Below are 13,970 nucleotides of genomic sequence, written 5' to 3'. Positions count from 1 at the left end.
AAATGATTTTAGTTGAAAAAGTCTGTTAACAAAGATAGGGACACCTTTAGGTGAAAAGATGGACGAATATAACTAAGCAAACTTCCAAAATGCGCCGAAACACGAAAACAGCCGACCGCGGCCGACTGTTCTCTAGGAGATTATATGAAAAAGATATGCCAGCCGTTTGAGCTTTAGCTCTTACGGATGACGATACTGAATACTATTCAGTAAATTCGCTATTTCTAGCTTGAATATAGTATATAGCTACTAACTTAAAAGAAACTGAAAGTTTTCTTAGCATTATCTTAAATTGATTCTTGTTTTGAATACCTATACTGAAAAAATAGCACCCCTGCTCGGAAGGCATTATCTAAAATCGTTGCAATCCAAATGGCTGACAAACCGATTTTAAAAAATGTTACAAATAAATAAGCTATGCCAATCCGCACTAGCCACATACCGATAGTTGTGGCATAAAAGGGTAATCTAGCATTTCCAAAACCTTGCCAAAGAGCTGTCATAATAAGAGTGCCAGCTGTAAAGGGAACTCCCAACATGGCATAAAATAATACTGTTTGACTAGCTTGTACCGCTTGAATATCCTTAGTATAAAAGTCGATTAGGAAAGGCCCTGCAAAATAAGTCACACCAGCCACCAAAAACATAAACAGCAAAGAAAGGCCAAAGCTTGTTCGAAAAATATGTCGAACCGTAGCCTTATCCTGTCTGTGTTTCGCTGTAAGGATGATTGTAGCGGTAGCAATCCCTAAAGCCGGCATATAGTTAAACTGCGTCAGGGTTTCTCCAATCGCATTTCCAGCTACCGTCGCTGTTCCTAAGCTGGTAATCAAAGCTACGACTACCACATCTCCCACCCGCATCATCAACCGTTCACCAGTTGCTGGCAGGGCAAGTCTAAGCAGTTCTTTATCAAAGGACCAGGTCCATGGTTTTAAAGAAATTGGTAAGCGAGACCAAAGCAGGCTACAACCAATCAACCGCGATAATACCGTGCCAATCGCAACTCCAGCTACACCTGCATGAAGCACAAAGACTGCAAATGCTGAAAATAGTGCATTTAGAACGTTTGAGAGCAGGCTGATATACATAGGAAAACGTGGTTCCCCCAAGGTTCGTAAGATTGCACTCAAACTTGTCATGAGTCCCAAAAAAGGTGCTCCCCCACCAACCAATATCAAATAAAGACCTCCAGCCTGTACCACTTCTGACTCTGCCCCCAAGCTAGTAAGTACTATTGGACCTGCCAGAACTGAAAAAATTCCTAAAAGGAGACCGATAAAAACTGTAAACTTGACACTTTCACTAGCAGTTCCTCCAATGCCTTCTGAACCCCCTTCACCCAAAGCCTGAGCCAAACGAGAAGACACCGCTGCTGCTAGAGCAATAAAAACCGCCTGATAGACGGCTAAAATATTATTAGCAAGGGAAACTCCAGACAAAGCTACAATGCCAATACTGGCTACTAGATAAGAGTCTACTACCCCCATTAACATCTGGAGAAGGTTTTCCCCCATGGCTGGAAAGGCAATGGTTAAAATTTCTTTATAGGTTTGTTTGTTCATAATCTCTATTTCAACTGTTTAATATCTACTATTTTATCACAAACCAGATTCAATAGTTCTTCATCGTGAGAAATTAACAAAACCAACTTATTCTTCATTTTTAAGTCTACTAAAGCGGAAGCAACTTGCTGCATTCGTCTCAAATCCAAGCCGCTCGTCGGTTCATCAAAAATGAAAATTTCCTTATCTGCCAGTAAGCTAGCTACTATCATCACGCGCTGTTGTTCACCGCCCGATAAACTGACCGGATGTCTCTCCAACAAATCCGATAGACCAAAACGAGCTACCAAATGTTCATCGACAGCTCTATTTTTCCTTCCAAGAGTAAGTTCTCGCTCAACACTTTCCGCAAATAGTTGGAGTCGAACATCCTGCATAACAAAGGCTGTTTTTTCTAATCTCTGGCGACTAGATAAGGTTTGACCTTGCCAAGAAATCCTACTCTTCTTATCTTCCGCTAAACCGACCAGATAACGAGCAAGGCTTGTTTTTCCAGAACCATTCGCACCAACCAAACCCACCACCTGTCCTGGTGCCAAGCAGAGTTTTTCAATCTCGTAGAGGGTATTCTCTTTCTGACTTACCGATAAATTTTCAACAAGTAAACCCTCTTTATCATTAACAAACTGGTCTGCCAGCTCTGCTATTGCCCGCCCATAAGGCTCCGAGTCATAACAACGCAGTCCCATATCCTGACGGCATTCTTCTGTCCGACTTAAAAACTCATCTGCTAGATAATCCGTCACCACTTGCCCATCTTGAAAATATAAATAGCGATCTGCCAATTGACTGAGATAATACAGTCTATGCTCGGCAATAATAATGGTCTTGCCTTGGCTTTTTAAAGTTTTCAAGATGTCCTCTACAATCGCAATCCCTTCCTGATCTAGGTTGGCAGTCGGCTCATCTAAAACCAAGACATCTGTCCCTTGCATAGTTGCAACGGCCAAGGCTAGACGTTGTTGCTGACCACCTGATAGACTGGAAATCGTTCGCTGGCTAAGAGAAGCCAAACCAAATAATTCCATAACCCAAGCCAGGCGATTCTCGATTTCTTCTCTTGATAAACCCTGATTTTCACAAGGGAAAACCAATTCCTGCAAGACCTGACTATGAAAAAATTGAGTAGACGGATGCTGAAAGACTGAAGCAATGTGCCGGGATATTTCTTCCAGACTAGATTTTTGTAAATCCAAGTCCCCTAAGAAAATTTGTCCCGAAAGCTGAGCAGGATAATATTCTGGCGTCAAACCATTTAACACCTTGAGAAAACTAGACTTCCCAGAGCCACTCTCCCCACATAAAACAACACACTGGCCTTCTGGAATGGTCAAATCCTCTATCTGCAAGGCTGGTTTATCTGCTCCTGAATAAGTTAATGCTACATTTTTTACCGTCACAGCCGGACGAGAATCAGAAAACCGAGACAACATAAACAAAGACTCCAATCTAGCACGGTCCAAGACGACCGAATATATGCAGGTGATTTTGTAGATACAGCCAAACCTTTTGTCAGACTGGCTACTGTCAGTTCCTGAGCTGTTCGCAAGAGAGACATCATCAAGGGAACTAAGAAAAACTCCATGTACTGGAGTGGCTTACAAACCACATCTCTCTTCCGTAAAAAAATTCCTCTAACCTTCAAAGAGGCACAAATCGTACGAGCATCCTGTTTAATGGCTGGTAGGAAACGAAACATTACTCCCAACGTCAAAAGAAATACCTCTGGCAAGTGCCATTTCCGCAAGCCATGAATGAGTTCGTAACCACTTGTCGTCATCAGTAATAGATGCCCTGCCAAAAGCGGAGGCCATGTATAGGTCAATACAAGCAACAAATGCGTCAGCCATGCTGGTAAAAATGTAATATAGGATAACAGACAAAAAATAGAATAGGCCATCGGACTCATTATAGCCATTTTCCGCTTTCCAGAAAACCAGAAAAGCAGGCTAAGGCCTAAGACCAGCACTGCATTTTCTAATATTGTAAGCCTCATCCCATAGGTAAAACTAGTGAAGATGACGAGAATAATTTTTGTACGAGCATCTAATTTCATGAAAGATAACCTGATTGTTTAAAATAGCGCTGAAGCATATATTGACCAAACAAACCACTGATAAGAGCTGTTAAGATAATGGTCGTTGACAACCATAGCACATTCTCTGGAGTGAAATCAAGCATGACACGAGCGATGTATTCTGCTGATTTTCCACGTGCCAAAAGATTGGCCTCATAGGCATCTCGCATGAACCACATAAGAATAATAGGTCCCAAGTTTCCAAAAGAGAAAATGACATAGCTAAAAAGATTGGTCCATTTTTGTTTATAGTGACCTGACTTCGCTACCATTTCTGCCAAAAAACCAAAGGTCAAACTTGGGAGAAAGGCCGCTGTCATATAGCCTGATAGGAAAAAGAAACAGGCCATTACTGCTCCAACCAGACTAATTGAACCAAATTTACCAACCTTGGCTACCAATAACATATAAACAGGTCCTGCCAAAAGGGCTGCTCCAGCAGGTGCATACATCATATTACCCGAACGATCAAAAACCAAGCTCAACAAGGTTCCTAGACAAACACAAACAAAGTAGAGGGCAGCAAAAGCCCCTGTTACCATCAGATCTTTTACTTGTAATTTCTTCATTTATTTTTCCTTTACTAATTGTCCGTCTTCCAAGCGGAAAATGGTATCCGCGCAGGCCATGGTCGAGCTTCTATGAGAAATCAAGAAAACCATGCCCTGACAATGTTCCTTAACCAGCTGGATAAAGCGGGCTTCATTGAGCGAATCTAGGTTACTAGTTGGCTCATCAAAGATATAGCAATCCGCATTTTTGAGCAGGGCCCGCATGAGTTCCAAGCGTTGCCCCTCTCCTGCTGAAAAATCACTGGCCTCCACAAGCGTATCCAAGCCCTGTGGTGTTGCCAAAATCCGTTCTTTCATGTGGCATTTTTCTGCCAAGTCCATGATGGTTTCGTCCGACACATCCGTACGACCCAAGACAAGATTTTCCCGAATGGTCTGGCGGAAGATTTGCGGCACCTGAGGTACATAGGCAAAAGAGCCTTGCAAATGTGCCTTATCTACCTTCCGACTATCCAAGCCAGACAGGCGGATTTGGCCTTGCTGCCAATCATACCACCGCATGATCAATTTCATCAAGGTGGATTTTCCTGCACCGGACTCACCGACCAAGCCAATAATCCCCCCCTGTTCAAACTGAACAGACAGGTTCCGATAAAGCCCTGTTTCTCGGTCATCATAGTCGAAGTCCAGTTGCTCAATAGCAATGTCTGTCACGCTGACCTCGACCAAGTCACCTGTCCGCTCTGCTTCTTTTTCATCCAAAAGAGCATAGATGTTGCGACCTGCATTCATAGCCCGCTTGAAACCAAGAGGCAGACGGCTGAGCTCTAAGAAGGGAGCGAAGGAGCTGGTAAAAGAAACCAGCAGAGCCACACCAGTCGCTAAATCCAAACTCTGACTGCCCACCAAATCGAAGGTCAGCCAGGCAAAACCCATGATAGACAAGCCCACCACCAAAAAGGAAACAGCATACTGCATGAAGTTGGTCTGGGCGACCTTTCGCTCCTGACCATTGACCTCTTGACTTTTCTGCGTCAGATTGGCAAAGCGTTCATCTGTCTGCTGGAACTGCATGAGATCCTTCATGCTCTTAAGACTTTCAATAAAGTAGGAAACATAGCCCTTACGGCTAGCATTTTGCTCCTTGAGCAAGGGCTGCAGCTGCTTGGCAAACTGATTTGGAATAGCAATCGCCAAAAGGACATAAGTCACCAGAGCTACAAAAGCCAGACCCCAGCTGGATAGACCGAAATAGACTGTCAAACCAAGAGCCACCAGAATCCCTGTACAAATAGGAGCAATGGTGTGGGCAAAGAAAACCTCCAAGGCCTCAATGTCCTCCCCAATCATCTTGAGCAAGCTACCACTATCCTGCCGGTCCAATTTTCCAGGAGCCAAGGCCCGCAGTTTTGCGAAAATCAAGCGACGGTAAGCCGCCAGGGTATGAAAGGCCACATAGTGACCAAAGTAGTGCTCACCATAGCGGAAGGCACCCCGCAGAAGAGCTAGAATGACTAGGGCTCCCAAGGTCCATAGCGGAGCAGGATTTCCAGCAAGGGCATCAAAAGCCAGATAGATCAGCATAACTGGAATAGCAATGGTCACTACCTGTCCCAAGACCGCAAAGCAAACCGCCACCGCAATCCGTGGTAAGAGGTGTTTCATCGAGCCCAAGAGCCTCGGAATCAGCACACTTGTTGGCATTTCTTTCTTATCCATAAACGGCTTCCTCCAATTCTCTTTGTTGATCAACCAGCTGACCATAAGCCAAGCTAGTCTGATAAAGCGTGGCATGGTTGCCTGTCACAGCTCCTTGGGCAGACAGGAAGAGAATGTCATCTGCCTGCTCCACTTGTTTCATCTTATGGGTAATGATGATGACAATGGCATCCTTGGCCACCAAGTTAATCAGGTCGTAAATCAAGCCTTCATTGTCCTGATCGACGCTGGACGTCACCTCGTCAAAGATATAAAGGGAGCGTTTTGCCAAGACCGCACGGGCACAGATAACCTGCTGGCGTTGACCAGGCGACAAGAAAGCACCATCATCACCAACAATCGTGTCCAAACCGTCTGGCAGATTCTTGACAAACTGCAAGACCCCATGCTGATCTGCCCAAGCCAAGATGTCCTCCTTGGACCAGTCACAAGCCATGCGTAAATTTTCATAGATAGACTGGTTAAGTAAGGTTGATTGACCAGATACATAGAGGACCTGCTCATTCAGAGACAACTGGCTGACAGTCGAAATCTCCTGCTCTCCCAAGTAAATAGCTCCCTTATCCGTCCGCAAGCGTCCCAAGAGCAGCTGGGCCAAGGTCGTTTTCCCCTGACCAGACTCGCCCGCCAAGGCATAGACCTTTCCAGCTGTCATGGTCATAGAAATATCTTTTAAGACTGGCTTTTCTCCGTAGGCAAAGGCTAAATCTTCTTGTCAAAAGCAGGCACATGGACAGAATCGATTTCCTGCTCCGCTGTCATGCTGTCCAAGAAACCAAAGATGCGATCCGCCATCTTGGTATTCATCATAACTAAGTGCATACCGTAGCCCTGCTCCCGTATGGGTGCAAAAAACTCCGTCGCAATGAGGACAAAGAAAAGCATACTAAAGAGGGAGAGATTGCCTGCCGCTAGGCTATTGACCGCCACAAAACCAGACAAGCCAATCCCCAGATACATGACCGCATCCATGTAGCCCACCGCTTGCAACTGAAAACTGAGCAACTCCATGGTCGCATCGCGGAAGTCCTCGGCCTGTTCATTGAAGGTCTTCTCATAGGTCGCATCTGCCTGATAGGAATAGAGGGTGTTGAGCCCTTTGAGGTCGTCCAGGAAAAGATTGCCCACATCCATGTAGGATCCCCAGTAGCGATTCATGATCCGCTTGGACCGCTTCTGCATAGCGATAATGGAAATGGGAATCAGAGGCAGGGCCAAGATGAAAATGACCGCACCCAGCGGGAAAACCAGAAAAACCAGCAAGAGAACCGTCGCACAGTTAAACTGGGTCCGCAAGGAAGAAGCCATGTAGTAAGAATAGTAGGTATCCAGGCTATCAATCCCCTGTGAGGCGATGTTAAAGACATCCGCCGCTGTCGCTTTTGACTCAAACTGACCATCCTTGGCCAAGAGTGCCTCAAAGAAAGACTGCTTGAGTGAATCTCGTGCAAACTGGGAACCCAATCCCTGCAAACGCTTGGCAATCAAGGCCACACCATAGCCAAAAGCATTGAGCCCCAGCAAGATGAGGACAAACTGTACTAAATCAACCTGCCCGCCCTCATAGTATGTCACAAAGCCCTTAGCAATCAGGTAAAAGGAAATAATCCGCATCAAAAATTGCACCCAGGATAGAAAGGCTGCTAAATAAACCAGCTTCATCTTGGGTTTGATGCGTTCTTTGAGCCGCTTCAAGAGGTCTTTTTTCTTTTCTCTGGAGATTTTCTCCTGCTCTTGTGCCATCATCCACCTCACTATTCAGTATTCCTATATAGTATATCATTCTTTGAATTATCTGTAAATTTTAATTTAAACCACAAAAAGAAAACAAACTGTTCAAAATGAGCAGTTTGTCATAAAATAAATCGAAATTAAACACCCAAATAGCGTTCTACTTCAGTCTGCATATCGGCAGCTGCAACGACGGTATTGTGACGGACAGGTGCCGTTTCCAAGCCGTCCACAGCTGGTGGCAAGGCTACACCTGAAATCTCATGCAATTTTGCAAGGGCTTCAAAGTCAGACAAACCTGACTGGCCTGTCACAGCCTCAACCGCAACTACTGGGAACTTGTAAGGACTTGCTGTAGAAGCAATCACAGTCGGAGTTTGGTCCCCTGTTTGCTCCACATACTGTTTATAGACAGCTGAGGCAACAGCCGTATGTGGATCTTCAATGTAGTCTGACTCGTCATAGACACGCTTGATTTCCGCAGCGGTTTCTTCTTCCGTCGCAAAGGCGGCAGCAAAGAGAGAGAGGATTTCCGCGTCAGCCCCTTGAATGTCATACTGACCAGCTGTGTTCAAGGCTTCCATCAGCTCAGCTGTTTTTGCAGCGTCATTGCCAAAGAGATGGAAAATCAAGCGCTCCAAGTTAGAAGACACCAAGATGTCCATGGACGGACTGGTGGTCACGCGGAAGGTACGGTTCTTGTCGTAAACGCCTGTCGCGAAGAAGTCGGTTAGGACATTGTTGTCGTTGGACGCACAGATGAGCTTGCCAACTGGCAGACCGATTTGTTTGGCGTAATAAGCTGCCAAGATGTTTCCAAAGTTTCCTGTTGGAACGGTGAAGTTGACCTTGTCGCCCGCCGCAATCTCGCCAATTTTAACCAGCTGAGCATAGGCATAGATATAGTAAACAATCTGTGGCACCAAGCGGCCGATGTTCATAGAGTTGGCAGATGAAAACTGGAGTTTCTTAGCTGACAATTTGGCACGGAGGGCCTCATCATTGAACATATGTTTGACATTTGTCTGGGCGTCGTCGAAGTTACCGTCAATGGCCACCACGTGCGTGTTGGCACCTGTCTGCGTGGTCATCTGCAACTCCTGAACCTTAGACACACCGTCGCGTGGATAGAAGACGATGATTTGCGTGCCAGGAACATCCGCAAATCCAGCCATGGCCGCCTTGCCTGTATCGCCTGAAGTCGCGGTCAAGATGACAATCTCATTTTCCAAACCATGCTTTTTCGCCGCAGTCGTCATCAAGTAAGGCAGGATGGACAGAGCCATATCCTTAAAGGCAATGGTTGAGCCTCGGAAGAGTTCCAAGTTGTACTGACCATTGAGCTTTACAATCGGAGCAATAACTGGTGTGTCAAACTTGCTGTCGTAGGCATTATTGATACAGTAGTCCAACTCATCTGCCGTGAAATCATCCAAGAAAGCCGACAAAATCAGTTTAGCAACTTCTTGATAGGAAGCGTCTTTCAAAACAGAAAAATCCAAGTCAACTGCTGGAATAGAAATCGGTGTAAACAAACCACCGTCGGTCGCCAAGCCCTGCAAAATCGCCTGACTAGCCGATACAGTATTTTTAGCATCGCGTGTTGATTGATATACTAATGTCATGGTATCCCTCATAAAAAATCTATTTTTTCTATTCTACCACAAATTGACAGAAAATTGTGAAAGATAGATAGAAAAGTCTCTTTTTATCGGCTAAACCCTAACTTTCCAACCACTTTCGCTTTTTACAGGATCTCCACCATTATTTCTAAACAAACAATCCCCTATTTTTCAATAGAGGATTGTCTTACGATATTTGGAGGCAATTTACCTATAAATCATACTCCATTCAACTGAGTAGGATACGATTTGCTACTCCTACCTAGACTTTTTCTAGTCCTAAGCCTTTCTAGGCAGATTGACGAAACTACCCAAACCATCAAGAAATGATTTTCTAAACGAGACAAGGCAAAGCGACGTAGGCATAACTAAAGTTAGGCAAGGAGCTTTAACGATGTATCGTGACGAAAATCCTTACTTGATGCGACCTGGACGTTCTTTGTAACCGTAGTAGGCATCTTCGATGATTTCTTGCATGTGGTCAACCATTGCTAGACGTGGGTTAGCTGGGGTACATTGATCTTCGTAGGCAAGAAGAGCCAATTCGCGAGAGTGTTCTTTGAGTTCTTTCTCGTCGATACCTTGTGCTTTCAAGTTCATTTGGATACCGATGCGTTCACCGAGGTCGTAAACTGCTTGTGCGTATGCAGCAACAGCTTCTTCTGGTGTTGAACATGGCAAGCCTAGAAGACGAGCGATGTCTTGGTATTTTTCATCTGCTTTATAGTAGTTGTACTTAGGCCATGTAGCTGTCTTAGCTGGACGAGTACCGTTGTAGCGGATAACATATGGAAGCAAGATAGCGTTTGTACGACCGTGAACAGTATGGAAACGTCCACCAATCTTATGAGCCATTGAGTGAGAAATACCTAGGAATGCGTTGGCGAAGGCCATACCTGCCATAGTTGATGCGTTGTGCATTTTCTCACGTGATACAAAGTCAGCATTCTTCACTGAGCTTTCAAGGTTTTCAAATACTAGTTTGATAGCTTGAAGTGCTAAACCATCTGTAAAGTCGTTTGCTACTGTTGAAACGTATGCTTCTGTAGCGTGAGTCAATACGTCCATACCAGTATCTGCTGTAACGTGTGCAGGTACTGTCAATACGAGTGCTGGGTCAACGATTGCCACAGTTGGTGTCAATGAATAGTCAGCGATTGGGTATTTACGGTTGTTTGCTTTATCAGAGATTACGGCAAACGGTGTTACTTCTGAACCTGTACCTGATGTAGTTGGAATCGCGATAAACTTAGATTTCTTACCAAGTTCTGGGAACTTGAAGGCACGTTTACGGATATCCATGAATTTTTGAACTAGGTCATGGAAATCAACTGTTGGTTGTTCGTAGAAGAGCCACATAACTTTGGCAGCATCCATTGGTGAACCACCACCGAGTGCGATGATTGTATCTGGTTTGAAGGTACGCATCAATTCTGTACCTTTATAAACCGTTGTGATGTCTGGATCTGGCTCAACGTCTGAGAAGATTTGGTAAACAACTTTATTACGACGAAGGTCCAATTGTTCGATGATACGATCTAGGAATCCAAGTTCTACCATGGCACGGTCTGTAACGATCATGACACGTTCAACGTCACGGCATTTTTGGAGATATTGGATAGAGTCACGTTCGAAGTATGTTTTAGAAGGAACTTTAAACCATTGCATATTATTTCTACGTCTTCCTACTTTCTTGATGTTGAGCAAGTTCATAGCACTTACGTTATCACTGATTGAGTTGCGTCCGTAAGAACCACAACCAAGTGTCAATGACGGCAAGAATGCGTTGTAAACATCACCGATACCACCGAAAGTAGATGGAGAGTTCCAAATAACACGGATAGCACGTACGATTGTACCAAACTCTTTCGCCAATTCTGCGTCTTCCGTATGAATAGCTGCAGAGTGACCGAGACCGTGGAATTCAACCATTTGGCGAGCTGCTTCAAGACCTTCTGCACGACCTTCAACTTTCAAGACGGCAATAACAGGTGACAATTTCTCACGAGTCAATGGCTCTTTTTCACCGATTTCAGCAACCTCAGCTGCCAAGATGTTTGTTCCTTCTGGTACTGAGAAGCCAGCCTGCTCAGCAATCCATGCAGCTGGGCGACCAACGATGTCCGCATTCAATTTGCCTTCTGCACAGTTTTTGCTGTTAGCTTTCACACCGAAGCAGTATTCTTCAAGAAGAGCTTTTTCTTTCTTATTAACGAAGTAAGTTTTGTAAGACTTGAATTCTGCTACAAACTCATCGTAAACTTCTTTATCAATGATAACTGCTTGTTCTGACGCACAGACCATACCGTTATCAAATGACTTAGACATAACGATGTCATGTGCTGCCTGACGAATGTTTGCAGATTTTTCAATATAGGCTGGAACGTTACCTGCACCTACACCAAGGGCAGGTTTACCACAAGAGTAAGCTGCACGCACCATTGCGTTACCACCAGTTGCAAGGATTGTTGCAATACCATCATGTTTCATCAACTCAGACGTTGCTTCCATAGATGGTTTTGTTACCCACTGGATACAGTTTTCAGGGGCACCAGCTGCCACAGCTGCTTCATAGACAACACGAGCTGCATGAGCAGAAGATTCTTGTGCAGATGGGTGGAAGGCAAAGACAATTGGATTACGTGTCTTCAAGGCAATCAATGATTTAAAGATTGCTGTAGAAGTTGGGTTTGTTGTTGGTGTGATACCACAAACAACACCAACCGGCTCAGCAATCAAAGTCAAACCTGTCACTTCATCTTCTTCGATAACACCAACAGTTTTCGTGTGGCGCATGTTATTGACAACGTGCTCACAGGCAAACAAGTTCTTAGTAGCCTTGTCTTCGAATACACCACGCTTGGTTTCTTCAAAGGCGTGCATTGCCAATTCACCGTGTTTATCAAGGGCTGCAACCGAAGCTTTCGCTACAATATAGTCTACTTCTTCTTGACCAAGTTTACGGAACTCATCAAGAGCAACCAAACCTTTTTGAACAAGCTCATCGACGTGCTTGCGCGCTTCTACCAACTTTTCTTCTGGTGATACTACTTTTTTATCAGCCATTGTGTTCCTCCAAATATACTCGCTAACTATTTGTTAACTTTTTCACAATGTTATTCTACTATTTTTTATTTTATTTGTAAAGAGAAATTGTTAATTTTTTCACATTTTTTCTGTTTTGTTATAGAAAGCGCTTACTTTTTCTTGTTTTCAGAAAACATTCAGATTTGTTTCTGCTCTGTTTGGTCAAAAAATACATAAAGTAAGACAAATCTTTATCATTTATTCTTTCTCTAACATTTACGATACTAGTTTATCAAGAAAACGCTTCCAAGTAAATAGATTTTTTTGAAAATATTGTAGTAATTACGTGATAATTTTCAATTTCATATTCATTTGTCCCTTCTTTTCTACTCTTGCATTTTTGTCTACATTGTGATATTCTTAACAATATAAAAGAACTATATTAACACATCCAAAAATGTACATAAAATATTAAAACAGGAGGTCTGCTTATGAAAGCAGTCGTTGTAAATCCAGAATCTACTGGTGTTGTCGTTGTCGAAAAGGAACTTCGTCCACTCGAAGCTGGTGAGGCTTTGGTCCAAATTGAGTACTGTGGTGTTTGTCACACTGACCTCCACGTTGCCAATGGTGATTTTGGTAAGGTTCCTGGTCGCGTTCTTGGTCACGAAGGAATCGGTATTGTTACAGAAATCGCACCTGGTGTTACCAGTCTAAAAGTTGGTGACCGTGTCAGCGTTGCTTGGTTCTTCCAAGGCTGTGGTATGTGTGAATATTGTACAACCGGTCGCGAAACTCTCTGCCGTACCGTAAAAAATGCAGGCTACTCTGTTGACGGTGGTATGGCTGAGCAATGTATTGTAACAGCGGACTATGCAGTAAAAGTTCCAGAAGGTCTTGATCCAGCTCAAGCAAGTTCTATCACTTGTGCTGGCGTTACTTGCTACAAAGCGATTAAAGAAGCTCACTTGGAACCAGGTCAATGGATCGCTATCTATGGTGCTGGTGGACTCGGAAACCTTGCTGTACAATACGCTAAAAAAGTCTTCAACGCTCATGTTATCGCTGTAGACATTAATAATGATAAATTGGAACTCGCCAAAGAAGTTGGTGCAGATGTGACGATCAACGGACTTGAAGTAGAAGATGTTCCTGGATATATTAAAGAAATTACTGGTGGCGGTGTACACTCTACTGTTGTAACAGCTGTTTCCAAAGTAGCCTTCAACCAAGCTATTGACAGTGTTCGTGCTGGTGGCTATGTGGTGGCTGTCGGACTTCCATCTGAATATATGGACCTCAGTATCGTGAAGACTGTGCTAGACGGTATCAAAGTGGTCGGCTCACTAGTTGGTACTCGTAAAGATTTAGAAGAGGCCTTCCACTTCGGTGCTATGGGACTAGTTGTTCCAGTCGTTCAAAAACGTCCAGTCGAAGATGCCGAAGCAGTCTTTGATGAAATGGCAGCGGGAACTATTCAAGGCCGCATGGTCTTAGACTTCTGCCACTCACACTAATGCGTTCTCCACTATTTTCAAGAAGTGATTATCCAATCACTTCTTCAGAATGAAGACAAAGTCGTTAGAATTATATTTCTAACGGCTTTTTCATATGTAAAGTAGTATAATAGAGATAGGAATACTAGCTAATAAGCAGAGGGAGAATCGCTATGTTACACAAAGAAAATCCAGACTACAATCGCGGTCAATTTGGTTTC

Annotated in this window: 8 protein-coding genes and 1 pseudogene; 1 reads left to right on the top strand and 8 read right to left on the bottom strand. The window is 44.0% G+C overall.

Annotation, left to right across the window (positions count from 1 at the left end; translation table 11 throughout):
• Window positions 1-287: 287 nt before the first annotated feature.
• From ODU37_RS07985 to adhE, 8 genes and pseudogenes are all read right to left on the bottom strand, one after another.
• Window positions 288-1,565 carry an MATE family efflux transporter gene (locus ODU37_RS07985; RefSeq protein ID WP_024414368.1) on the bottom strand — a complete coding sequence of 426 codons (1,278 nt, stop codon included), beginning with the start codon at window positions 1,563-1,565 and terminating at the stop codon, window positions 288-290.
• 5 nt (window positions 1,566-1,570) lie between these two features.
• Window positions 1,571-2,998: an ABC transporter ATP-binding protein gene (locus tag ODU37_RS07980; RefSeq protein WP_248020204.1), complete on the bottom strand. Its 1,428-nt coding sequence runs from the start codon at window positions 2,996-2,998 to the stop codon at window positions 1,571-1,573.
• Window positions 2,962-3,621, bottom strand: coding sequence for an energy-coupling factor transporter transmembrane component T (locus ODU37_RS07975; RefSeq protein WP_105144299.1), 660 nt, complete (start codon window positions 3,619-3,621; stop codon window positions 2,962-2,964). Before ODU37_RS07975 ends, ODU37_RS07980 begins: the two co-directional genes overlap by 37 nt.
• Window positions 3,618-4,211 carry an MptD family putative ECF transporter S component gene (locus ODU37_RS07970; protein WP_248020206.1) on the bottom strand — a complete coding sequence of 198 codons (594 nt, stop codon included), beginning with the start codon at window positions 4,209-4,211 and terminating at the stop codon, window positions 3,618-3,620. Before ODU37_RS07970 ends, ODU37_RS07975 begins: the two co-directional genes overlap by 4 nt.
• Window positions 4,212-5,873, bottom strand: coding sequence for an ABC transporter ATP-binding protein (locus tag ODU37_RS07965; RefSeq protein ID WP_249562485.1), 1,662 nt, complete (start codon window positions 5,871-5,873; stop codon window positions 4,212-4,214). It lies immediately after the preceding gene.
• Window positions 5,866-7,616, bottom strand: a pseudogene (locus tag ODU37_RS07960) (ABC transporter ATP-binding protein/permease). Before ODU37_RS07960 ends, ODU37_RS07965 begins: the two are co-directional and overlap by 8 nt.
• A gap of 128 nt (window positions 7,617-7,744) precedes the next feature.
• On the bottom strand, window positions 7,745-9,229 hold the full coding sequence (gene thrC / locus ODU37_RS07955; RefSeq protein ID WP_024387001.1) for a threonine synthase: 1,485 nt from the start codon (window positions 9,227-9,229) through the stop codon (window positions 7,745-7,747).
• Between the two features lie 411 nt (window positions 9,230-9,640).
• Window positions 9,641-12,292, bottom strand: coding sequence for a bifunctional acetaldehyde-CoA/alcohol dehydrogenase (gene adhE / locus ODU37_RS07950; protein ID WP_249562484.1), 2,652 nt, complete (start codon window positions 12,290-12,292; stop codon window positions 9,641-9,643).
• A 452-nt stretch (window positions 12,293-12,744) separates the two neighbouring features.
• Between adhE and adhP the strand changes: the two genes are divergently transcribed.
• Window positions 12,745-13,770: an alcohol dehydrogenase AdhP gene (gene adhP, locus ODU37_RS07945; RefSeq protein WP_014636220.1), complete on the top strand. Its 1,026-nt coding sequence runs from the start codon at window positions 12,745-12,747 to the stop codon at window positions 13,768-13,770.
• Window positions 13,771-13,970 lie beyond the last annotated feature (200 nt).

It is taken from the genome of Streptococcus sp. 2021WUSS109 (genome assembly GCF_044427305.1).
GTDB lineage: Bacteria > Bacillota > Bacilli > Lactobacillales > Streptococcaceae > Streptococcus > Streptococcus suis.
Note: the sequence above shows the minus strand (reverse complement) of the source record. Positions and strands in the feature narration are given on the sequence as shown.

Excerpts from the sequence above, each read along its gene's own strand:
- ODU37_RS07970 (WP_248020206.1), bottom strand. The coding sequence starts at position 4,211 with ATGAAGAAATTACAAGTAAAAGATCTGATGGTAACAGGGGCTTTTGCT.
- ODU37_RS07980 (WP_248020204.1), bottom strand. The coding sequence starts at position 2,998 with ATGTTGTCTCGGTTTTCTGATTCTCGTCCGGCTGTGACGGTAAAAAAT.
- adhE (WP_249562484.1), bottom strand. The coding sequence starts at position 12,292 with ATGGCTGATAAAAAAGTAGTATCACCAGAAGAAAAGTTGGTAGAAGCG.
- adhP (WP_014636220.1), top strand. The coding sequence starts at position 12,745 with ATGAAAGCAGTCGTTGTAAATCCAGAATCTACTGGTGTTGTCGTTGTC.
- ODU37_RS07965 (WP_249562485.1), bottom strand. The coding sequence starts at position 5,873 with ATGGATAAGAAAGAAATGCCAACAAGTGTGCTGATTCCGAGGCTCTTG.
- ODU37_RS07975 (WP_105144299.1), bottom strand. The coding sequence starts at position 3,621 with ATGAAATTAGATGCTCGTACAAAAATTATTCTCGTCATCTTCACTAGT.
- thrC (WP_024387001.1), bottom strand. The coding sequence starts at position 9,229 with ATGACATTAGTATATCAATCAACACGCGATGCTAAAAATACTGTATCG.
- ODU37_RS07985 (WP_024414368.1), bottom strand. The coding sequence starts at position 1,565 with ATGAACAAACAAACCTATAAAGAAATTTTAACCATTGCCTTTCCAGCC.